Raw genomic sequence first — 20,963 nt, 5'->3', positions numbered from 1 at the left:
CTCGTCTATTGCAGCCAGGCAGCCCAATCCTGCCCGATTTGTGGCAGGTTTTCCAAAGTGATTAGCTGACCGCCAGTCTGGACGTTTACGTGGTCCAGCTTTTGATTATGCACGTTCTCGATTGCCGCGTCCATGGCGATGCGCCCCCATTCAAAATACGTTTCTGCGACCAGCGCGTCGACTTGTCCGCGCGCCAGATAGCCCAGGTTTTGCGGTAGCGCGTCGATTAGGACGCAACGCGTTTCGCCCGGTGTCCAGGGGAGGGGAGCGGCGCCCATCAGAGGCCAGGGCCCCAGCAAAATCCAGCCAGTTATCTCTTCATCCCGGTCACCGGCTTCCGTTGTCCTTAGCACGGTGAGCGAGTCACTTAAATCTTCCTGGCACGCGTAGACGCCCTGAATGCTAACCTTGGGCGATTCATTGGCTAGTCGCTGAATGAGGGCCAGTCGACTGGCGTTGATCGGGTTGTCGAGATCGCCGGACAGGATGGCGACTTGGCCGCCGCGCCGGGGCATGCGCTCGAGCATCGCATTGAATGCTGTTTCCGCCATCGAATCATAGTCGCTCTCGATGTGAAACCAGCGCAATGCTTCGGGGGTATCGTGGTCAATTGTGATGACCCGAACCTGCTGCTGCTCAAGCACCTCCAGCGCCTTTTGGCTATCGCCGGATTGCGCCGGATTAAGAATCACGGCCTTGGCGCCCTTCACGTAAGCGTCGAGAAGCGCTTGTTCCTGGCCTGCCGGAGTCTTTGGCGTCAGGTCGAGAATGGTGATTTCCAAGTTATACTCGTGCTCCAGAATATCGGCTGCCTGACGGGCGCCATGGATGACGGCGCCGTTGATCGGGTCATCGCGCCGTTCCCCAATGTAAGCCACCGTATAGCGCTCCCAAATTTCCCGAGGTCGTGCGGCGTCCACGTTCAGCGCAGCGAGCATGGAGAAGAAAATGAGGAGGAAAATGGGGAGTCGACGAGTCATTGAGTTGGATTATCGTTGCCAGCAACGGAAAGGTTGGACGGGGTAGAGTGACATAAGTTCCCACATGGATGCAATAACGGGCATAGTCATTTTTATAGTCGGTCTGGCGGCGGGCGCCGCCGTCGGTTGGGTGGTGCTGGGCCGCCAGCTCAAGGCTGTCCGGGAGGCCGCCCAAGCCAGCGCCGCCACGGAGCTTGCTCTGGCCAGACAACAGATCGAGCAGCTCACCGATCGTGCTGCCACCCTTGAAAAGACATTGGCCGAGCGCACCCAGGCCGCGAGCGACATCGCCCTGCAACTGCGCGAATCCGAGACGCTGCGCGAGCAGGACCGCAAGTCCATCGACGCACAGCTCAAAAACTTCGAGACGGTCAAACTTCAATTGCTGGAGACATTTAAAGGGTTGTCCGCCGACGCTCTGCGCGCCAACAGCGAGGATTTTATCAAGGCCGCGACTCAGACGCTCGGGCGCTATCAGGAAGGGGCCAAGGGAGAGCTGGAGAAACGTCAGCAGGCCATCAACCAGATGGTCAAGCCGATCAGCGAGTCCCTCGACAAAGTCCAGAAGAACATCACCGACATGGAAAAGGCCCGCGAAGGCGCCTACCAGGGCTTGCAGGAGCAGCTTAAGCATATGCAGACGACTCAGCAGAGCCTCCAGCAGGAGACGGCGAACCTGGTCAAGGCGCTGCGCGCGCCGCAGGTCCGTGGTCGCTGGGGGGAGATGCAGTTGCGTCGCACGGTCGAAATGGCCGGCATGATCAACTATTGCGATTTTCAGGAGCAGGAAAACGTCAACTCCGAAGAAGGCCGCCTACGCCCAGACATGGTGATCCGCCTTCCTAATGAGCGCCAAGTCATTGTCGACGCCAAGGCTCCGCTCGAAGCCTACCTCAATGCGTTGGAGGCTGAGGACGCCGCGACGCAGAAAATACTCATGCAGGATCATGCGCGCCAGGTGCGGGACCACCTGAAGAAACTCGGCGAAAAGCGCTACTGGAGCCAGTTTGAGCAAACGCCGGAATTCGTCGTGCTTTTCCTGCCGGGCGAAACGTTTTTCTCCGCTGCGCTGGAGCAGGACCCCAGTCTCATTGAGTATGGTTCTGATAACCGCGTCATCCTCGCCACGCCGACCACCCTCATTGCGCTGCTCAAGGCCGTCGCCTACGGCTGGCGTCAGGAGGCCATTGCGGCGGAGGCCAAGAAAATCAGTGAGCTGGGTAAGGACCTCTATGACCGCATCACCGTCATGGCGAAGCATCTGGACGGCATTCGCAAGGGGCTCGACAGCGCAACGGGCTCTTACAATAAGGCAGTGTCGTCGTTTGAGCGTCGCGTGCTCGTGTCCGCCCGACGCTTCAAGGAGCTCCATGTCAGTTCGGACAAGGAATTACCTGAGCTCGAAGACGCCCAGATCCAACTCGACTCCGCGTCCGACGTCGAAGAGTGAACCTCACAGTTACTTGCGCCGTCGATAGAGTAGCGTGGCGCCGAGCGTGAGCGTCGCCGCTAGCAGCGCATAAGTTGATGGTTCCGGCACGTTTGGAATCTCGATCAAATCGTCACCGCCGGAGGAGTCGTCAGTGGAATAGATTAGTTCGATGATTTCATTGAGTTGAGTGTCGGAGAATTCTCCGCTGGCTCTGGCAATGTCTTCGACCAAGCTGCCACTGCTGGTTTTCGCCAGGTAAAAGTTATAGATTTGTGTTTCTCCAATCAGCGTATCCGAATCGACACTCCATCTTAGATGGTAGCCAGAGAACGATACTGACGCGTCATCCGCATATTCAACCGTTAGTTCTTCGTAGTAGTCTTCGTAGCCACTGGTAATGCCGACGTCGTCGAGGGTGTAACCTGTCGCCTTCGAGAAGAAGGCCAGGGTGTCTGACTCACTGTAGTCACTTTCTACATAGACGCTGACGGTGCTATTGGATGAGTCATGATAGGGAAGGTAGGCGTAAAAATGTGAAGCCGAACCGGTGTAAGTGGAGCCCGAATCAAAGCTGATCGTTCCACCCGTGCCGAAATTATTCGTGTCTTGTCCGTTAGCCCTCGCAAGTCCTTCAGCGGCAGTTGTTGCGTACCGTTCGGCCGTTACATCATCGGAGATCACATTGGAGGCGAAAAAGGCGACTTCGCCCGCACTCGGATTGATGTAAGTCGCCAGCGAACTGGCATCGACGGTCACACTTTTCTTTTCAAAATTACCTATGTTGATTGCACCAAAATAGTGCTGTGCAGTTTCCTGTTGGCCATACACAGTCATGTATAGGTTGCTATCGTATTCTATAATATAGAAATCGGTCTCGTGGTCGGCATAAGTTTTGAAGCAGAGGAGTAGTAACGCGGAAATCAGATGAAGCGTTTTCATGCCTAAGATTATAACACACCTTAAATGAAGGCCAGCTTAATGAGTGTGCAGCACGTGGTTGGTTGGGGCGGATTGATTCCGCATCGTAGCGCTCGGCTGATGCCGTACATCTTGGTTAAAATGAATTCATCTAGCGGCAACTTTGGCGTTTTCGATTGTGCAGCGGAGCGCAGTTCATAAGCTGATGTTTGTGGAAAGCTGCCTGCATTCTCTGCTTCAGCACTGGGCTGATGTCAAACCCAGTGCGCCCTACCTGTATTATCGCGATGAGATCATCACGTTTAGTGAGGTCAATGACCGCGCAAAAGCGTTGGCCGCCGCGTTATGGCGCTCCGGCATTCGGCCCGGTGACCGTGTTGCCGTTATGATGTGCAACCGGCCTGAGCTGGTTTACGCTTACTTTGCGTGCTTCCGACTAGGTGTCATCGCAGTGCCGATCAACACTCGCTACACGCAGCGTGAGGCGGGTTATGTATTGGTTAATTCCGGCGCGGCGGCATTGATTGTCAGCTCGCAGTATTTTCCGTTAGTCCAGCCCCTATGTCGTAAGGGGGAACTGCACGACCACACGATTATTGTCGATGGAGCCAAGGACGGCATCGACCATTGGGTGGATTACGAAGCGTTTATTGCCGATGTGGAAACGCCAGCTTGGCCGGAGGTCGAGCTGGATGCGCCCGCCATCATGTTGCATACCAGTGGGTCCACCGCCCGGCCCAAGGGCGTCATCCATAGCCACCGCACTTTATTCCACGCGGTTCGATTTAATGTCGAGCTCTATGATACGTCCAATCTACCCACGACGGCGGTCTACTTATCGGCTTTGTACATTGGCGGCATCTGCTTACACTTAATACGCAACGCCTATGCCGGTTGCGCCTGTGCGTTGATCGAAAAACGGGAAATCGGCGAACTGCTGAACACGATACGCAAATGGAAGTGCAGTGACCTAGTGCTGATGCCGACAGACTTGGTGCTGCTGTTGGAGCATCCTGAGGCCAAGACGCTGGATTGGAGCTGCGTTAAAGTTATCATGACGGGCGGCGATAAGGCGACACCAGAGCTGCACGAAAAAATCGAGGCGCTGACGGGCCTCTCGCCCCTGCAAGGCTATGGCATGACTGAGTGCGTGCCGATTGCCGCCAATTCCGCTCAACGCCCGAATGTTCCTGGCTCCATGGGGCCGGTTGTGCCCGGCGTGGAGATCGAACTGCGCTTGCCAGATGGCGGATTGGCGCCGGATGGCGAAATCGGCGACCTGTGGGTGAAATCGCCCGCCATCTTTGTGGAGTATTGGAACAACCCGCAAGTGACTGCGCAAACGAAGTGCAATGGCTGGTTGAACACTGGCGACCGCGCACGCCGCGACGCGGACGGCTACTATTGGTTTGAGGGACGGAGCAAATTGATCATCGTCCATCACGGCTCAAACATCGCGCCGCAGGAAGTTGAGGAAGTGCTCGACCACCATCCGGCAGTGATGAGTAGTTGTGTCGTTGGCCTGCCAGACGCGATCTACGGCGAAAAGGTTTGTGGCATCGTTGAATTACGCCCTGGGCAATCCGTGACCGAGGCCGAACTCATCGACTACGCGCGCCACCACATTGCAGCCTACAAGGCGCCGGAATCCATCATTCTGCTTGAGCGTATGCCGACGAATTCCAGCGGCAAACTCGACCGCGCCAAAATGAAGCAGTTGGCTTTGGATTCAGTCGCGGGCGCTTAGCACTGGCGTCGGCGCATTTGCACGAGCACTGTTGCGGCCAGCGACAAGATGCCTAAGCCAAGCGCATAGGTCGAAGGCTCGGGAACGCCTGGGAGTACGAGTAGTTCATCGGATGAGCTGGTGATCAGGTCGTAAATTCCATCCAGATCATCGTCGGAAAATCCACCGATGTCATCCAGGACGTCAATTAAGAAGTCTCGGTTCGTTACCTTAGCCAGATAGGTATAGTAGTGTTGCGCTGTGTTGTTAGGATATGACCATTTCCAGCCAAATTCATAGCCATCGAATGTCCATTCTATATCGCCCAAAGTTATGCTCAGCTGACTGTAGAATTTTTCATAGTCAGAGTCGAAGCCGGTTACATCAAAATCATCGATGGTATAGCCGGAGGCCTTGGCAAAAAAAGCCATGTCGACAGATTGATCATAAGCGGTCGGTATGTAGACTCTGCCGTTGTAATTAATATCACTAGGATTTATGTAGAACCAGTAATAGTCGTTTGAGTAGGTGCTGCCTGAATCAAAATAGATTTCATCGCCGCTGCCAAAGTTACTAACATCGGTATCTTTGATCTGCTCTGGGTCGTTACTGACCTCAGTATAAGATTCCATATGATAAGAGTCATAGGTAGCGCCCTCGACAGCATATGAAGAATTGATGAAAGAGATTTCGCCGGTCTGGGGGTTAATTGAGGTTTCCAATGTGTCGTAATCTACTGATGTGGTTGACCGAGTCCAATCTCCAGACGAACTGGTGATCTGCGAACCGCCCATCATCATGTATAGGTTACTATCATACTCGATGACATAGACGTACATCGCACGAGAGTTGGCCGAGCAAATGGGTCCGCTTATTATGGCGAGCGCAGTGAGCAAGTGGTAATGCTTCATCATGTAGACTTGTTTAATTGCGATTTACGCGAACGAGCCAGAGCGGTAGCGGTGAGTGTGCTAATACTTAAAAGCAAAGCATAAGTCGAGGGCTCAGGGACACTGGGCTCTTCGATTACGATTAGGTCGTCGCCAGAGTTTGAGTTGCCGGTATCAAGACTTTCAGCAATCAGCGTTTCGATATCGTCGAACTCGTCATCGTCGAAGGCGTCTACCGCCTCCAGTGTTTCGATGAGAGAGTCGTAGCCACCGATAGTGGCCAAATAAAATTCGAACTTTTGTTCTCCCTGAGATTCGGCTTCATCAACTTTCCACGAAAGGTAATAAAGATGGAAAGTTACCTGCAAGTCGCCATCTCCAATGGTCTCCTCTCCATAGTAGTCATCGTATCCGCTGGTGATGCCGATGTCATCGAGCGAGTAGCCACTGGCGATGGAGAAGAAAGCCATGTCGTCGTCTTGTTTATAGCTTGTCTCGGTGCTAATATAGATATTCTCATCAGCATAGTAACGGTAGTAGTTCCATTTTGAAGAATAGGTCTTATTTGAGTCGAAAACGATCTCTCCGCCATCGCCAAAGGCATTACTGCCATGGGGGGCGTCGTCGCCTTTAAAAGCCGTGCTTGCGTAACGACTCACATCGTAGTCATCACCGCTGTAATCTGAATCCAGAAAGGAAACGATGCCATCTTTAGGGACAATCTTGGTCTCTAGATTATCATAATTGCTGGTTTCAGTGGCGACTGCAAAATTATAGAAAAAACCTGTTGTAGCAATGTCAAATGTAGCATCCGTCTGCTGCTGACCAGACATTATCATATACAAATTACTATCATATTCAAATATATAGAACGTCGTCGTGTAATTCGTAAACGAGTAAAGGTTACTCATGAGCAGTAGAGAGAGTATGCATATACGGTTTTTCATTTTTTCTCCAGAGATGTGTTTTAACTTACTATTCCTTTTTTCGTCGACGGACTCTTGCAGTCGCGCCCAGCGCCAAGATGCCAAAGGCCAAAGCATAAGTCGATGGCTCGGGAATGCCCGGGAGTTCGATCAGGTCATCGCCGCCGGAGGTCGTTAGGTAAAGATCTATAATCTCGTCTAATTGCGAGTCCGAGAATTCACCGCTGTATTCAACAAGGTCTGTTAGTAATTCATATTTGGTGATCTCGGCTATGTTGACGTAGTAATATTGGCTGGTTTTGCCCGAGATGTGGATTTTTACCTCGAACTGATAGCCGGAGAACTCCCATTTATCACCGTCAGCACTCGTGAATTCGATGTCCGTTTCGTAGTCGCTGTAATCAAACGTTAGCGGATCATCGGTGAGGCCAATGTCGTCGATGGTGTAACCAGTAGCCTTGGAGAAAAAAGCCATGGTGTCCGAGTCGTCATAGCCTGCTTCAACTAGGGCGCTGCCGCTGGCGTCGTCGTTTTCGCCATGCACCGTGTAGTAACGAAAGAGGGACGACGCACCGGCGGAATAGGTGCTGTCTTCATCAAAGTATATGACATCGCCAGTTCCCCACGCGAAATCAGACTTTGTTCCGTCAACGGATTCGTCATAGGCTGTGGTCGGGTAGAAAAAGTCGTAAGAGGAATAATAGTGCGACGCCGAGTTGTCTTCATCGTAGTCATCCGAATCCAGAAACGCGAACAACCCATTGGTGGGATCGAACCGCGTTTGCCCGTTGCTTGAGGTCACGGTTTCATGCCCACTTGCCTTGGTATAGGAGCCGCTCGTGAGTTGGGTTCCATACATGGTCATGTAGAGATTGCTATTGTACTCTAGGAGGTAGACATACATGTGGTGGTTTGCTGAGGCAATGTGACCGCACATGAAGGAGGAGGCTAACAGTAGGATTAGATTTTGCTTCATGCCGCCATTATACCATGAGAACATGAAAGCAGACTTAATGCGCTGGCGACTCAGGAAAGTCTGACTACCCAGTGTGGCCCGGCCCTTAAACGGTCTAGCTACAGTTTCACCGTTGTGCTGCCTTTAAATTACTCTACTCCGGGGCAGCGGCGACGACTTTGCGTTGTCCACTTGTTGCTGTGGCGCCCTGGCCTAGGTGTTTCCGGCTTCTCATGAGCCAGAAACGGTGCGTGGGGAACGCGTTGAGTTGGTTCGGACAATTGGTCCGGCGACTCAATACCCCGCTTTCAGCGTATTCAGTGCTGGAGCTACTATTGAGGCGTTAGCCTCTGCGGCGTTGCCAAAACACCGCGCCCAAGGTCAGCGAACCGAGAATCAATGCGTAGGTCGACGGCTCGGGGACGGTGGGGTCCACCAGAAACTCATCACCGCCGGAGGACGTGTTGCCGTCATAAATAAGCTCGTACATTTCTTCCAATTCGGACACGGTAAAACCACCCGAATAAGCAATGACGTCTGCGATGAGCTCAGGGTCATCGGTTTCGGCAATGGTGAAGTTGTAGTATTGTTTGCCTTCAGTAGGGCCTTGATGTACTTTCCATTGGAAATAATAGGCATCGAAATCGTATGTAACGTCATTCGTGCTGGTGAAAGATACGCTTTCATCTGAATGATTGCTTAGATCAATGTCATCGAGAGTTTTCCCGCTAGCCATGGAAAAGAACGCCATGGTGTTGCTTTGATCGTAGCCTTTCTCGATGTAGACTTTGGCGCCGTGCCCAAGTCCTGAATCATACGTATGCGCAAAGCGGAATAAATAGGACTCGCCCGAAGAGGCCGAGTAAGTTGTGCCGGAGTCAAAGGTGATGGTGTCGCCTTTGCCGAAGTCATAACCACCAGAATCGCTTTCATCCACCAGCGTGTGCCACCCGTTCCATGAAGAAGACCATTCGTCGATAGTATACTCATCGCTGGTATACGAAGAATCTAAAAAAGAAACAATGCCGTCTTTGGGTGTGATGGAAGTTTCCAGCGTGGAGTAATCCACCGTTTTAGTTTTCTTTTCAAAATTCTCAACTTCCCCAGGGTCTGTCTGATGTGAGCCATACATCGTCATGTACAAGTTGGAGTTGTACTCAAAAATGTAGACGTTGATAGCGTGGTCGCTTTCCGCCTGAAGACTGCAACTCAGTCCAAGTAGGCCGAGCAGTAGGGATGTGGTGTAAGTTCTCATGAAGCGTTTATGCATGGCTTAGTTCCGCTGGTTACGACAGTAAATCACCGTGCCCAGCGTTAAGAGGCCCAAGCCCAATGCATAGGTCGACGGCTCGGGGACGGTGGGGTCCACCAGAAACTCATCACCGCCGGAGGACGTGTTGCCGTCATAAATAAGCTCGTACATTTCTTCCAATTCGGACACGGTAAAACCACCCGAATAAGCAATGACGTCTGCGATGAGCTCAGGGACATCCGTTTGGGCGACCGTCAATTTGTAATACTGTACGCCGGAATATTCATCGAGCTTTGTTTTCCATTCAAAAATATAGGCATCAAAGGTATATTCTTCATCGTTCGTATTGGTGAAAGATACGCTATCGTAATTGTCGGAATAATCACTCAGCCCGATGTCATCGAGCGTTTTGCCACTAGCCATGGCAAAGAATGCCATGGTGTCTTCTTGGCTGTAGTCTTCCTCAGTATAGACGTTGACCATCCAGCCCTCATGATTTTCATGAAAAGGCGCATAGCGGAATAAGTAGGACCCGCCCGAAGAGGCCGAGTAGGTTGTGCCCGAGTCAAAAGTGATGGTGTCGGCACTGCCGAAGTAATAACCTGAACCTGAATCGTTATCATCCGTCAGTGCGTCGCTGGTCGATGAATACCAGTCATCGACTGTATATTCGTCGCTGGTATAGGAAGAATCCAGAAAGGAAATATATCCCTTGTTGGGCGTGATGGATGTTTCCAGCGTGGCGTAATCTACCGTTTCACTGGACCTTTTGAAATTATATGAGTCATTTGATGACCCATGCTCTGTCTGATGAGAGCCATACATGGTCATGTATAAGTTGGAATTGTACTCAAAAATGTAGGCTTCGATATGTTGATTGCTTTTCGCCTGAAGGCTGCAACCCAGCCCAAGGAGCGAGAGTAGGAACGGCGCTAGATAAGTTCTCATGTGCATTTCAATCAATTGGTTATGTTATTTTTAGCACGTATTAGACCATTTTGAGCCGAGGCTCTGGGCCGTTAAGTCGATGTTGAGGGGCAAGAAACTCATCATCACCGTCGGCAGTCGGTGTATATAGGTTGATAATATCAACTATCAGGGCATCCGAGGACTTCGCTGAAGAAACGTGACTCAATCGTAGGAGCGCTAGCAGTAGAGAAGAAGATGTTCTCATATCTAGATTTTAGCAGGCTGAAACTTAATGGTATATTAATGAAATCGGGGGAGTGAGGTAAATTACACGAATTTTACTTGGTGTGCGGCTTCACCGGCCCGACCATTAGAAGCTATGCACCGCCGATTTCCCCCTTGCCAAGCGAGGCTCCGGCGTTCAGCGTTTCCCGCTTCTCATGAGCCAGAAACAGCCCGATCAAGACAATTCCCATGACCTTTTCGCCGTGCGCCGCGAAAAGCTCGACAAGCTGCGCGCAGCCGGCCGCGATCCCTTCCGCGCCAACTGGGAACAGACGCACACCAGCAAGCAGGCCTTCGCGCAATTTGAAGCCGAAGAAGCCGCTTTCTTTGACGCAAATCCGACGGTGAAAGCCGAGCTCGAGGTTTACGAGGCTGCTGCCGAGAAACTCAACGCCGCCAAGATGGAGCGCCGCGCCAAGATTCAGGCCGGCGAGATCACCCAGCAGGACCCGTTTGAGCTGCCCGAAGTCCCCGAGAAGCCGGAAGTCCCCATGGGCCCCGAGGTCTCGATGGCGGGCCGCGTCATCACCTTCCGCGTGATGGGCAAAGCGAGCTTCATGAAGATCCTCGACCGCGACGGCGTCATCCAGCTTTACGTGACCCGCGACGACCTCCCCGAGGGCGAATACAACGACTTCTTCAAGAAGATGGTCGACATCGGCGACATCATCGGTGTTCGCGGCCAGACTTTCCGCACCTCGACGGGCGAGATCACGGTCCACTTCAAGGACTACGCGATCGTCTCCAAGTCGATGCGTCCGCTGCCGGAGAAGTTCCACGGCATGACCGACAGCGAGCAGATTTACCGTCAGCGCTACCTCGACCTGATCAGCAACGAGGAGAGCCGCACACGCTTCCGTCAGCGCAGCGAAATCGTAAAAGAAATCCGCCGCTACCTGTGGGACAAGGATTTCGCCGAAGTCGAAACACCCTGCCTGCACAACGTGGCCGGTGGCGCCGCCGCGCGTCCGTTCGTCACGCACATGAACGCGCTGGACTGCGATTTCTACCTGCGCATCGCACTGGAGTTGCACCTCAAGCGCATGCTCGTCGGCGGCGTTGACCGCGTGTTCGAGCTCAGCCGCGTGTTCCGCAACGAGGGCCTTTCCCGCCGCCACAACCCCGAGTTCACGATGCTCGAGGTTTACCAGGCATACACCGACTACCGCGGCATGATGGACCTCGTGAAGGGCCTGATCATGCACCTCTGCGAGAAGGTGCTCGGCACGTATCAGATCCCGGTTTACGGCAAGGACGAGGTGATCGACTTCGCTGCTCCGTGGCGTGAGGCGCAATACAACGACCTCATCATCGAAGCGACCGGTGACGCCGATTGGTTCAGCCGCAGTCGCGAGGAAAAGCTGGCCGCCTGCGCCAAGCTGGGCATCCAAGTGGACCCCGAAGCCGCTGATTTCGAAGTGACCAACGACGTCTTTGAAAAGCTGATCGAGCCCACGCTGATCCAGCCGACATTCGTCACCCGCATCCCGAAGGAACTTTGCCCGCTGGCCAAGCTCAACGAGTCAGGCGACGGCTCATTGGACGTGTTCGAACTCTGCATCAACGGCCAGGAAATCGCCCCGGCTTACAGCGAGCAGAACGACCCCTTCGTGCAGCGTGAGATGTTTGAAGCGCAAGTCGGCGAAGAGACGCAAGACCTCGACGAAGACTTCCTCGTGGCCCTCGAGCACGGCATGCCTCCCGCCGGCGGCATGGGCATCGGCATCGACCGCCTGGTCATCCTGCTGACGACCGCATCGAACATCCGCGACACCATTCTGTTCCCAACTTTGCGCAACAAAGTAAACGCGGAGTAGTTGGCCAATCGCTGAAAACTTTAGCGTCCTGACTCCGATGGAGCAGGGCGCTTTTTGTTAAACAGGAAGATCGCAAAGAGCGCGAAATTTTGAATAGTGGTAGAAAGATGAACGCTGCCGTTGACGCCTACCTTGCTGAATCTCCTGACTGGTGCGCGGAGCTTACGCGGTTGCGTGCGATCTTGTTGGATTGCGGGCTCTCTGAAGAGTTCAAATGGAAGCAGCCGTGCTACTCCATTGACGGCGGCAACGTGGTCATTCTTGGTAGTTTGAAGGCCGCGTGTGCGTTGAGTTTTTTCAAAGGGGCGTTGCTGAAGGATGAGGAGCGTATCCTTGGCAAACCGGGCGAGAATACGCAGTCCGCGCGGGTGATCAAGTTCACCAGCGTGGCGCAGATCGACGAGATCGAGTCCGTGCTGCGGGCCTACATCGCTGAGGCCATCGCCAACGAAAAGCAGGGGCTCAAAGTCGATTTTAAGGAGAGCAACCGCTTTGAAATTCCGGAAGAGCTGCAGGCGGAGTTTGATGTCGATCCGAGTTTTCAGTCAGCTTGGGAGAAGCTCACGCCGGGCCGTCAGCGGGCCTACGTTTTGCACTTTTCCTCGGCCAAACAAAGCGCGACGCGCACGAATCGCATTGAGAAAATGATGCCGCGCATCATGGACGGCTACGGCATGAACGACTGCACCTGTGGCCACTCCAAGCGAATGCCGGGCTGTGACGGCTCGCACAAGTTTCTCGGATGATTTTTCGCTTTGCGGAAGCACATTTCCCTAAGCTGATACGCCGATTTTTACCGTTTTCAGGTTCCTAAGTGCTTGATTATCAGGACGGGTTAATCGTGAGAGCTACTCACTAATAAAATGCTCGTGCGAGCATATGTTTCTTGCGAAACTACATGCAAGGCGTCATAGTGGTTTTTTAATCACTTATCTGTATCTATGACGCCATTTTTTCCAGTTGTGGGACGCCCGCCATAGCGTCCTTGGCCGTAGTCGAGTCGTTTACGAACGCGCTTGCGATGTGCGCCTGACGCTGGGCTCGTCGACCGGGCATATTCGCTGACGAGGCAGGTGACAGCTGCTTCGTCAGGGACGCCCGCAGAGCTTAATCGGTTTGCACCGCCAGTCTCAGGCGCCGTCTATGCCAGCCTGCGCAGTTGCGTGAGCGACGTGAACGCCGGGTCCATTGTGCCCGGCGACGCTTGGTTTCGGATTTGCTCCGGACGGCGGCCCTACCTGCGCCTATCTTGGGCGAACGGGCAGGGTGTTTGTTCTCTGACAGTTCTATTGGGCGGCGGATTTACCCCCCCTCAGCCGTTTTTCTGCTCTTTTTCAGCTTCCGGCGCGTGCATGCATTCTTCGAGTTTGAGACCTGTTAGGCCCTCAATGCCCTTGAAGAGCTTCCACATGGCGTAAATGCTGATAGGCAACGTGCAGGCGCCGATTACCACGATGCTGACCCAGTACTGGGTGCCAACTTCGGCGTTGTAAGCAGCCTGATCGATGCGCGGGTCGGTCTTCACGATCATGCGGGTCAGGAAAAAGTTCAGGAAGGCGCTTACCAGAAATGACGCCGCGATGATCCAGGTGCTTTGCAGCATAAGCTTGTCCATGGCGGACTGCTTGGCGGGCGTGTCGAGCTGGCGGTCGATTTTTTCGGTGTCGAACAGCTCAGGATTGTAGAGCAGGGCGTGGATGAGCGGATTCTTGGTTTTGGTCGAAACGACGACGGCGATGCCGATCAGCAGCGGCATGAGCGTTTCCTTGATCGCAAAAACCATCGGGTTGAGCTTCATCAGGCTGATCCCCCCAGTCAGCAGCACGCCGACTGCGCCAAGGATGGAAATCAGGTTCCGCTTCTTGCGCTTCTGGTAATCGTAAACGAAATACCCAACGGGAAAGAGCAGCGCGAGCAGCATGATCAACGCCGGGTCCACTGTGGGCAGCCACTTGCTGCCTTTATTGAGGATCAGAACGGGGAGCAACAGGTTGAATCCCAGGTTCGCGAAGAGATTTTCGCGCTGTGGTGCGGTAGGCATGCGGAGGGTGATCACTTGCGTGGGCGGCCTAGTCAACCCTCAAATAGACGTTGCCTTGCGCGCAGGGTCGATAATCGTAGGGCAGATGAGTACTTCACAGCCGATACGCTGCCTGATTACGGCGGGTCCCACGCGGGAATGGCTCGATCCGGTGCGCTTCATCACGAACCCCTCCAGCGGGAAGATGGGCTATGCGATTGCCGAAGCTGCGCGTGACATCGGTTGGGCGGTCGAGCTCGTTTCCGGCCCGGTGGCCTTGCCTGCGCCGGAGGGTGTGGAGTGCGAGCAAGTCGTTACGGGCGAGGAAATGCTGGCGGCCGTGCAACGCCGTTTCCCCCAGTGTGACGTGCTCATTAAGACGGCGGCGGTTTGCGACATGCGGCCCAGGCAGACCTCCCCCCAGAAGGTGAAGAAGCAGGATATTTCCCGCGTCGTCGAGTTCGAGCCCACGCCGGATATTTTAAAGACCGTCGCTGCAAGCAAGCAGCCTGGCCAAATGGTAGTCGGCTTCGCCGCTGAAACGGAGAACGTCGAAGCCTACGCGCGCAAGAAGCTACAGGAGAAAAACTTGGATTTCATCTGCGCCAATTCGGTGGCGGCAGGCGGCGCCTTCGAGTCGGATTATAACGAAATCCAACTGATTGGCCGTGACGGTTCTCACCGGACATTGGGGCCAGCGAGCAAAGTGGAAGTCGCCCGGCAACTCATTGCCAGGCTGGCGGAAATAAGGGCTTAGCTGGCGAGACGCTGAATCATCTTCAGCATTTCCTGGTAAACTGCGGTTTCATCGCCATTGATGATGCTGACCATTTGGCGGACGGCTTCTTCTTCCTCCGGGGCGATCTCGCCATCGGAAATAAAGAGCTGATTGATGGCCTGAATCGCGAAGCGTCGATCTTTCTGGTCTGCAATGAGGAGGCGCATATCGCGCAGCATGCGAATGCGCTCCGCTTCATAGATGGGGCGCTCCAGGAGGGGCGACAGGTCTCTCCAGGTGTTCTCGTCGATGCCAGGCATGCGCAAGATGAAATCACTCAGGAAACGTTCTTCTTCAGGCTGCACAACGCCGTCAACCCAGGCAGCGGCAATGAGGACTTTAGCGACCGCAAGAGAAAGTTCTTTTTTAATCATACGGAACAGGAGTTACTTACTGATCATAAGGTTTTTTCGCTGCACTGCAACTTGGAAAATCGCTCAGCGATGATGCTCTATTAATCTTCGGCAAATGCCTTACCGTAGCGCGAAAAGTCGGTTTCCGGCACGTCAAATACCGCGCCTTGCGCCTCGAAATCCGTTGTTGGACTCAAGCTTGGAAATTTGATTTCGCCGCTGTAGGCGTCGATGCCTACTTGGCGCTGCGGTTCGCTTTTGGCGGGCGCTTTGGGGGCTTCGAGCGACAATGCGGGAAGCACATCGCCCAGCCAACTGTTGGCCAATTCTGCTTGGGAAGGGCAGGCGATTAAGTATCCATTGTTGTAGAGGGCGAAGGTGGGAGAAGCACAGGTAATCGCCAGCCCGAGAATGGCTAGTTTAGGCAAGGCTTGGTTGATTGGCATGTTACACATCTACCACAAGTCAGACGGCAGGCAATGCAAAATGCGCGGTTCCGCCTTGCGCTGGCGGCGGCACACTCTAGGGTGCATCCCATGAATTCGATGACTGGTTATGGACGCGCGCAGGTAGAATGCCTGGGGCGTCTGGTGTCTCTGGAAATTTCTTCGGTCAACCGACGCAACCTTGAGCTGACTTCTTCTTTGCCGCGGGAGTGGCAAGGCATGGAGCGCGTCATTGCGGAGCAAGTTCGTGGGCGCTTTCAACGGGGTAAATTTCACGTGCAACTGCAATTGCGCGCCCTGAGCGGCCCGGAAGCAGAGTGGGACGCAGGCGTGATTCAGCAGCGCTTTAAGGAGCTGCAGAAAATCGCCGGACAGAACCTCACCACGGACGCCAGCTTTTGGCTGCGTCTAGCCGCTTATACGCAAGATAACCAAGCGGACATCGACTGGGAAGACGCCTGGAACATCATTGCCGGCACGCTGGGCGAGGCGTTGGATTCCCTCGCGCAGATGCGCGCGACCGAAGGACAGGCTTTGGCGGACGACATCCGCCAGCGCCTTGAACGCATGGAAGCGTGGCGGGTCGAGATTGCTGGGCTTTCCGGGAAGTCTGTGGAGTATTATCGCGAGACTTTAATGGAGCGCCTGAAAAAGGCAGGGCTTGAGCTGGAGTTGGATGACGAACGCGTGCTCAAGGAAATTTCCATTTTCGCCGATCGTTGCGATGTCGAGGAGGAGTTGACGCGTCTGGCCAGCCACCTCATGCAGTTTCAGGATGCGCTGGGCAGCGAAGAGCAGATCGGGCGCAAGCTCGACTTTATGTGCCAGGAAATCAACCGCGAGGTGAACACCATCGGCAGTAAGGCCAACAACCTTGAGATCACGCGCTTGGTGATTGAGTGTAAGAACGAGCTGGAGCGCATCCGCGAGCAAGTCCAGAACATCGAGTAGCCAATGGCCAGTCCGGTCCTTGTCATTGGTGGCGGTCTGGGCGGCTTGAGCGCCGCGATTCATCTGGCGCACGCTGGGAAGCAGGTTACGCTGCTGGAGCAAAACAAGCGCTTGGGCGGCAAGTGCAACTTGCGCCAGTGGCAGGGCTTTCAATTTGATACGGGGCCCTCGCTGCTGACGATGCCCTTCGTCCTCGATGAGCTGTTTGCGAAGGTCGGACGCCGACGTGAGGATTACCTGGAGTTCACCCGGGTGACGCCTGCTTGTCGTTATTTTTTTACCAATGGTCGTCGCTTTGATGCGCCAGGTTCCCTAGAGGCTTTTCGTGAGGGAGTGGCGCGGGATTTTCCGCAGGATGTGGCGGGGTTTGACCGCTTCATGAAATACTGTCGGGACCTGTGGGAGGTCAGTGGTCCGTTGTTTCTGTTTAATCGGCTGGAGCCGTCTATAGCCTTAAAAATCCGCCCAAAGCATGCGCTGGCTGGCTTGGCGGCGATGCGCCCCTGGACATTGCGCCAAGCCGTGGAGCATTACTTCCAGGCCCCCGAGTTGCGGCAGCTGTTTTCCCGTTACGCGACCTACAACGGCTCCGACCCTTGGCGCACGCCAGCGACTTTTAACGTAATCAGCTATGTCGAAATGGCGTTCGGTTCCTGGCACATCCAGGGGGGCATTTACCGGCTGGTCGAGGCATTAGCCCAATTGGCCACCGAGCTTGGCGTAGAAATCCGAACCGAAGCCCAAGTCGATGCCCTGCAGTTTGACCAGGGGAGGGCGAGCGGCGCAGCGCTGGCAAATGGCGAAGTCCTGAAAGCTCAGCGGATCGTGGTTAACGCGGATGGAGTCGCCGCTTTGGCTGGGTCTTTGTTTCGGGAGCATCCAGAGGCAGGCAAGTGGGCGCGGCGCTGGGAGGGGCGTGAGGCCTCCAGCAGCGGCAGCGTCCAACTGATGGCGATCAATGGCGAGTGCGAGGAGCTGGCCTGCCACAATATCTTCTTCAATGAAGACTATCGGCAGGAATTCACGGATCTGTTTGCTGAGCCTCAACCTTTGCGCGATCCGACAATCTATATCGCCGCGCCTTGTAAAATTGATCCCAGCCAAGCGCCCGCAGGCCAAGAGGCGTGGTTTGTTCTGGTCAATGCTCCAGATACGCAAAGTTCGCCGGATTGGCCGGTTGATTACGATGCGCGGGTGCGTGCGAAACTGGCGGAACGTTTGCCCTGGTATTCGGAGGACAAAGTGCTTTGGCGTGAAAGCCTGCCGCCTGCTTATTTGCGTGATGCTTATGGGGCCTGGCGCGGTGCGATTTATGGACCAGCGAGTAACGACCGACGTTCGGCGTTTTTACGCCTGGGCATTCGCGCGCCAGCGCCTGGCGTGTTCTTCGCCGGAGGCTCGACTCATCCGGGGGGAGGGATGCCGTTAGTGCTGACGAGCGGTCGTCTGGCTGCAGAGTTGGCCGCGCGGTAAGCAGCTCAGTTCAGGAAAAACATGCTGTTGGCGATGCTTTTACTTTGCTTGAAAAAGCTGTCGAAACGGTCCTCTGGCGCTTCGAGGTAGAGCAGGTAGGTTTCGCCATCCAGTTGCGCCCAGTTTTCTTGCACAATAACCCGGGTTGGCTCGCCGTTGATTTCCCGCTTGATCGCGTATTCAATCGTGATGGGCTTAGCGCCAAGGAACCGAATTTTGGTTGGCTCTGAGTCGTTGGATGGCATGGCAATGACCTCGAAATACTCTTTGCGGCTCACGGCGTCTTCGCTCTTTTTTCTCAAGTAACGGGTGATGCTGTCGGCCGTGACGCCACCCGGAATCTCGGAGCTGGAAAATACCGTTAGCGAGAATTCCAGATTGGGCAGGTAACGGTGGGTCATCAGGAAGGATTCGTCTTTCGGCTTATCAATGGCGAAAGCTTCGTAGTAATCCAACTGAATGTCCCGTTTACCCTCCAGGCGTATGCGAGGAAGCTCCATGGATTCGAGCTTTTCAGTGACCATCTTGGCCGTAAGCGGATAAACCTGGGCGGCAATGGAGAATCGTGGCAGGGCGATCAGCGACGCGGTCAGCCCAAGCAAGAGCGCAAATTTCATCTAGCTGCTGGTGGAAAGGGTTGTTTTGATTTCGGCCACTGCGCTCTCGTATTCCTCGGAGGTCAGGTCGCGATAATCACGACCGCGATAGGTCCGCGTGCTCGGGGTGCCTGGAGGGTAGAAACCTTCGCCTAGCTTGTCGTGGAAGCCCCAATTGCGATTTGGCGCACTGTAAACATCTCCCTTGCCCCAACGTTCGTTGGCGACTTCGCTTTCGTAAAGGGCCACGATGGAGCCGCGAATGCGAAGGGTTTTGCCATCCCAGTTTTCAAGGAATCGGGGGAAGTTCTCAACACCGCCGCTGTAGCTGTTACTGCCGGTTTTGCCAGAAGGCACGATGCCGGAGAGGATGGCGGCGGAAACCTCGGTGAAGCTGGAGGCGACGCGATTGCTCATGCTCTGTGCGCTCTTGCTGTCGTCCCAATTGGTGCTGAGAAAGGTGATGGCGTCTGCGATGAGGGCGGATGGCGCTTCGCTGTCAGTCTTGGCAAAGTCGCTGTTTTTATCAGCCTCAGTGGGGGAGCCGGTATTCGGGTCTCCATCGGCATTGTAGTGGCCGTCAATGTACATCGCCTGGTTGGTGGCGAAGCTGGTGCCGTAGATGCCTTTACTTTGTCCGAAGTCAGGGTTGGGGATTTCCTGAGCGTTGGTTATTTTAACGCCCCAGCCTTCGATTGCCGGGTTGACGTTATCTGTGCGGGTCGTGGTCGAGCTCTGCTCGGGGAACTCGACGTAGACGACGCCGTTCCACCAGTCGCTCGGTGCGCCACCGGAATTAAAGTCGTCGGAATCGTTGTTATGGATCAACGTTTTGAGTGCGCCGACATCCACATTGACCATGTTTAAGTCTTCGCCCTGGCGTTTGTCGTACATGCCCGAGGTGACCTCTTCAGAGCTGCCACTGCCGGTGCTGGCGAAGTGCTCCACGTCGACGAAGCTGCTCTTGGGGTCGATGGTGACTTTCTTGGGGTTGCCGCTGGCGTCGTAGCTGAGGTTGCCTTCCGCATCACGCTCGTAGTAGTGCATGGAGACGCCGCCCGATGAATTGACTGAAACGGTTAGGCCGGCCTTGTAGGCGAACTTCTGTTTTTCGACTTCATTGCGGTCGATGGCCTCTTCGTAGCCAGTTGGGTCGCTGGTGGCGTCTGGAATGACGAGGTCCGAGCTGGAGAGGGTCGGTTGTATCAGTTGATAGGCGTAGTTGAGGGAGTCCTTGGCGCTGGTAGTGCTATCGGTGTCTTCCACGTATTGCATCACGCCGACGGGGTTTTGCTTGGAGATGCCATGTGACTTGTTGAGAAGATTGCCGTCGAACAACTGGCTGGCGACGGTGGCCCAGTTCTCATCCGTGCTTTGGAGCCAAGTTCCAGAATGCAAGTCCTTGGCTTCCTGCTCCCAGGTGTTGTCTTCCTTTAAGGAAATAAAGTCGCCATCGCGGTTAGTGATTTTGACGGCCCCTTCGCTGTTGCCCTGGCCGGACTCGCCCCGGCGGCCATGAAAGACTTCACCTGCCGAGGTGACTTTTTCGTGGAAGGTTAAGCCGCTATTGGACTGCAAATACATATCTCCATTGGCGTGGACGTTGCCGTAAATGTTCATTGTCGGTCCAGGCGCGATTTCCATTGGGAGGTTGTAAAAGATTGCGTGAGCAAAGAGGGGAGCGTCGCGCACTTCCAGCAGTTGGCGGGTATACGCCGTCGTCTCGTCTGACCAGCCCTTGCGGGAAACCGTTGCCTTGGCCAGGATTTCAATGCCGCGTACAAAACTCATTGTTCCGGCCAGCGGGTCATTTTCGTTGCCCGGGACCGTAGGGTCGATGAAACGCCAATCACCAGGGGGCACTGCTCCGCCAATGACTTCCACTGGCTGCGTGTTGAAGTCATCCATCGAAGTGTAAACCAGAGTGTTCGGCTTGACCAGATTGGTGTTTGGTTCGGTTTCGCTGCCAATGTAGCGGGAAATGAATTCCGTGGGAATCCCCAGCGGGTTGTTTTCGGGGGCAAGCTCATCTTGCGGAAAGGCCACTCGATTATCGAAGCGGTATTGCAATTCGGCAAAGCTGGCCTGAAGCAAGGTCTCTGCGGCGAGACGCGCCTCATGATACATACTGGCGCGTTTGTTGAGGGTGGATTCATGGCGCACCAGACGCAGGGCGGAGAACACGACTCCCCCAAGGGCGGTGGCGATGATGAGCACCAGCATGATGCTGTTTCCGTGACGACGTTGAGATTTCAT

19 protein-coding genes are annotated in these 20,963 nt (G+C 54.6%); 7 read left to right on the top strand and 12 right to left on the bottom strand.

Annotation, left to right across the window (positions count from 1 at the left end; all coding sequences use genetic code 11):
* Nucleotides 1-5: 5 nt before the first annotated feature.
* Nucleotides 6-980 (bottom strand): sugar ABC transporter substrate-binding protein, encoded by a 975-nt coding sequence (locus RBB63_RS16025; RefSeq protein WP_309385981.1) that lies wholly within the window; start codon nt 978-980, stop codon nt 6-8.
* 64 nt (nt 981-1,044) lie between these two features.
* Between RBB63_RS16025 and RBB63_RS16020 the strand changes: the two genes are divergently transcribed.
* Entirely contained in the window at nt 1,045-2,430 is a 1,386-nt protein-coding gene (locus RBB63_RS16020; RefSeq protein ID WP_309385980.1) for a DNA recombination protein RmuC, read from the top strand.
* Nucleotides 2,431-2,439: 9 nt separating this feature from the next.
* Here the strand turns inward: RBB63_RS16020 and RBB63_RS16015 are convergent, their stop codons facing one another.
* Nucleotides 2,440-3,351, bottom strand: a complete 912-nt coding sequence (locus tag RBB63_RS16015; protein WP_309385979.1) for a PEP-CTERM sorting domain-containing protein — start codon at nt 3,349-3,351, stop codon at nt 2,440-2,442.
* Nucleotides 3,352-3,535: 184 nt separating this feature from the next.
* Here RBB63_RS16015 and RBB63_RS16010 point away from each other — a divergent pair, with 184 nt between their 5' ends.
* Entirely contained in the window at nt 3,536-5,077 is a 1,542-nt protein-coding gene (locus RBB63_RS16010) for a class I adenylate-forming enzyme family protein (protein WP_309385978.1), read from the top strand.
* Here the strand turns inward: RBB63_RS16010 and RBB63_RS16005 are convergent.
* The 5 genes from RBB63_RS16005 to RBB63_RS15985 all read right to left on the bottom strand — a co-directional run bounded on the left by RBB63_RS16005 (nt 5,074) and on the right by RBB63_RS15985 (nt 10,027).
* A complete protein-coding gene (locus RBB63_RS16005; RefSeq protein ID WP_309385977.1) occupies nt 5,074-5,970 on the bottom strand; it encodes a hypothetical protein in 897 nt (298 codons plus the stop codon). The two genes, RBB63_RS16010 and RBB63_RS16005, sit on opposite strands and share 4 nt — an antisense overlap.
* Entirely contained in the window at nt 5,967-6,857 is an 891-nt protein-coding gene (locus RBB63_RS16000) for a PEP-CTERM sorting domain-containing protein (protein WP_309385976.1), read from the bottom strand. Before RBB63_RS16000 ends, RBB63_RS16005 begins: the two co-directional genes overlap by 4 nt.
* Before the next feature lie 64 nt (nt 6,858-6,921).
* Complete coding sequence (locus tag RBB63_RS15995) at nt 6,922-7,848, bottom strand: PEP-CTERM sorting domain-containing protein (RefSeq protein ID WP_309385975.1); 927 nt, start codon at nt 7,846-7,848, stop codon at nt 6,922-6,924.
* Nucleotides 7,849-8,170: 322 nt separating this feature from the next.
* Nucleotides 8,171-9,097 carry a PEP-CTERM sorting domain-containing protein gene (locus RBB63_RS15990; protein WP_309385974.1) on the bottom strand — a complete coding sequence of 309 codons (927 nt, stop codon included), beginning with the start codon at nt 9,095-9,097 and terminating at the stop codon, nt 8,171-8,173.
* 3 nt (nt 9,098-9,100) lie between these two features.
* The gene (locus RBB63_RS15985; protein WP_309385973.1) at nt 9,101-10,027 is read right to left on the bottom strand and encodes a hypothetical protein; all 927 of its coding nucleotides are present in this window, start codon (nt 10,025-10,027) and stop codon (nt 9,101-9,103) included.
* A gap of 401 nt (nt 10,028-10,428) precedes the next feature.
* On the opposite strand from RBB63_RS15985, the gene lysS reads away from it, so the two are divergent.
* On the top strand, nt 10,429-12,090 hold the full coding sequence (gene lysS / locus RBB63_RS15980) for a lysine--tRNA ligase (protein WP_309385972.1): 1,662 nt from the start codon (nt 10,429-10,431) through the stop codon (nt 12,088-12,090).
* A 107-nt stretch (nt 12,091-12,197) separates the two neighbouring features.
* Nucleotides 12,198-12,836 carry a DUF1801 domain-containing protein gene (locus tag RBB63_RS15975; RefSeq protein ID WP_309385971.1) on the top strand — a complete coding sequence of 213 codons (639 nt, stop codon included), beginning with the start codon at nt 12,198-12,200 and terminating at the stop codon, nt 12,834-12,836.
* A 566-nt stretch (nt 12,837-13,402) separates the two neighbouring features.
* On the opposite strand, the gene RBB63_RS15970 is transcribed toward RBB63_RS15975, so the two are convergent.
* Nucleotides 13,403-14,131, bottom strand: a complete 729-nt coding sequence (locus RBB63_RS15970) for a VC0807 family protein (RefSeq protein WP_309385970.1) — start codon at nt 14,129-14,131, stop codon at nt 13,403-13,405.
* A gap of 85 nt (nt 14,132-14,216) precedes the next feature.
* Here RBB63_RS15970 and RBB63_RS15965 point away from each other — a divergent pair, with 85 nt between their 5' ends.
* On the top strand, nt 14,217-14,867 hold the full coding sequence (locus RBB63_RS15965) for a phosphopantothenoylcysteine decarboxylase domain-containing protein (RefSeq protein WP_309385969.1): 651 nt from the start codon (nt 14,217-14,219) through the stop codon (nt 14,865-14,867).
* Here the strand turns inward: RBB63_RS15965 and RBB63_RS15960 are convergent.
* The gene (locus tag RBB63_RS15960) at nt 14,864-15,262 is read right to left on the bottom strand and encodes a tellurite resistance TerB family protein (protein WP_309385968.1); all 399 of its coding nucleotides are present in this window, start codon (nt 15,260-15,262) and stop codon (nt 14,864-14,866) included. The genes RBB63_RS15965 and RBB63_RS15960 overlap by 4 nt on opposite strands.
* 80 nt (nt 15,263-15,342) lie before the next feature.
* Nucleotides 15,343-15,687 carry a hypothetical protein gene (locus RBB63_RS15955; protein ID WP_309385967.1) on the bottom strand — a complete coding sequence of 115 codons (345 nt, stop codon included), beginning with the start codon at nt 15,685-15,687 and terminating at the stop codon, nt 15,343-15,345.
* A 90-nt stretch (nt 15,688-15,777) separates the two neighbouring features.
* On the opposite strand from RBB63_RS15955, the gene RBB63_RS15950 reads away from it, so the two are divergent.
* Both RBB63_RS15950 and RBB63_RS15945 read left to right on the top strand, forming a co-directional pair.
* Nucleotides 15,778-16,638 carry a YicC/YloC family endoribonuclease gene (locus RBB63_RS15950; RefSeq protein ID WP_309385966.1) on the top strand — a complete coding sequence of 287 codons (861 nt, stop codon included), beginning with the start codon at nt 15,778-15,780 and terminating at the stop codon, nt 16,636-16,638.
* 3 nt (nt 16,639-16,641) lie between these two features.
* A complete protein-coding gene (locus RBB63_RS15945) occupies nt 16,642-18,111 on the top strand; it encodes a phytoene desaturase family protein (protein ID WP_309385965.1) in 1,470 nt (489 codons plus the stop codon).
* Nucleotides 18,112-18,116: 5 nt separating this feature from the next.
* On the opposite strand, the gene RBB63_RS15940 is transcribed toward RBB63_RS15945, so the two are convergent.
* Nucleotides 18,117-18,728, bottom strand: a complete 612-nt coding sequence (locus tag RBB63_RS15940; RefSeq protein WP_309385964.1) for a hypothetical protein — start codon at nt 18,726-18,728, stop codon at nt 18,117-18,119.
* Complete coding sequence (locus RBB63_RS15935) at nt 18,729-20,963, bottom strand: hypothetical protein (RefSeq protein ID WP_309385963.1); 2,235 nt, start codon at nt 20,961-20,963, stop codon at nt 18,729-18,731. It lies immediately after the preceding gene.

The sequence above is a fragment of the Cerasicoccus frondis genome, from assembly GCA_031296915.1.
Lineage (GTDB): Bacteria > Verrucomicrobiota > Verrucomicrobiia > Opitutales > Cerasicoccaceae > Cerasicoccus > Cerasicoccus frondis.
Note: the sequence above shows the minus strand (reverse complement) of the source record. Positions and strands in the feature narration are given on the sequence as shown.

What these genes read in the sequence shown, in the direction of transcription:
- RBB63_RS16025 (WP_309385981.1), bottom strand. Translation starts at nt 980, where the DNA reads ATGACTCGTCGACTCCCCATTTTCCTCCTCATTTTCTTCTCCATGCTC.
- RBB63_RS16020 (WP_309385980.1), top strand. Translation starts at nt 1,045, where the DNA reads ATGGATGCAATAACGGGCATAGTCATTTTTATAGTCGGTCTGGCGGCG.
- RBB63_RS16015 (WP_309385979.1), bottom strand. Translation starts at nt 3,351, where the DNA reads ATGAAAACGCTTCATCTGATTTCCGCGTTACTACTCCTCTGCTTCAAA.
- RBB63_RS16010 (WP_309385978.1), top strand. Translation starts at nt 3,536, where the DNA reads ATGTTTGTGGAAAGCTGCCTGCATTCTCTGCTTCAGCACTGGGCTGAT.
- RBB63_RS16005 (WP_309385977.1), bottom strand. Translation starts at nt 5,970, where the DNA reads ATGATGAAGCATTACCACTTGCTCACTGCGCTCGCCATAATAAGCGGA.
- RBB63_RS16000 (WP_309385976.1), bottom strand. Translation starts at nt 6,857, where the DNA reads ATGAGTAACCTTTACTCGTTTACGAATTACACGACGACGTTCTATATA.
- RBB63_RS15995 (WP_309385975.1), bottom strand. Translation starts at nt 7,848, where the DNA reads ATGAAGCAAAATCTAATCCTACTGTTAGCCTCCTCCTTCATGTGCGGT.
- RBB63_RS15990 (WP_309385974.1), bottom strand. Translation starts at nt 9,097, where the DNA reads ATGCATAAACGCTTCATGAGAACTTACACCACATCCCTACTGCTCGGC.
- RBB63_RS15985 (WP_309385973.1), bottom strand. Translation starts at nt 10,027, where the DNA reads ATGAGAACTTATCTAGCGCCGTTCCTACTCTCGCTCCTTGGGCTGGGT.
- lysS (WP_309385972.1), top strand. Translation starts at nt 10,429, where the DNA reads ATGAGCCAGAAACAGCCCGATCAAGACAATTCCCATGACCTTTTCGCC.
- RBB63_RS15975 (WP_309385971.1), top strand. Translation starts at nt 12,198, where the DNA reads ATGAACGCTGCCGTTGACGCCTACCTTGCTGAATCTCCTGACTGGTGC.
- RBB63_RS15970 (WP_309385970.1), bottom strand. Translation starts at nt 14,131, where the DNA reads ATGCCTACCGCACCACAGCGCGAAAATCTCTTCGCGAACCTGGGATTC.
- RBB63_RS15965 (WP_309385969.1), top strand. Translation starts at nt 14,217, where the DNA reads ATGAGTACTTCACAGCCGATACGCTGCCTGATTACGGCGGGTCCCACG.
- RBB63_RS15960 (WP_309385968.1), bottom strand. Translation starts at nt 15,262, where the DNA reads ATGATTAAAAAAGAACTTTCTCTTGCGGTCGCTAAAGTCCTCATTGCC.
- RBB63_RS15955 (WP_309385967.1), bottom strand. Translation starts at nt 15,687, where the DNA reads ATGCCAATCAACCAAGCCTTGCCTAAACTAGCCATTCTCGGGCTGGCG.
- RBB63_RS15950 (WP_309385966.1), top strand. Translation starts at nt 15,778, where the DNA reads ATGAATTCGATGACTGGTTATGGACGCGCGCAGGTAGAATGCCTGGGG.
- RBB63_RS15945 (WP_309385965.1), top strand. Translation starts at nt 16,642, where the DNA reads ATGGCCAGTCCGGTCCTTGTCATTGGTGGCGGTCTGGGCGGCTTGAGC.
- RBB63_RS15940 (WP_309385964.1), bottom strand. Translation starts at nt 18,728, where the DNA reads ATGAAATTTGCGCTCTTGCTTGGGCTGACCGCGTCGCTGATCGCCCTG.
- RBB63_RS15935 (WP_309385963.1), bottom strand. Translation starts at nt 20,963, where the DNA reads ATGAAATCTCAACGTCGTCACGGAAACAGCATCATGCTGGTGCTCATC.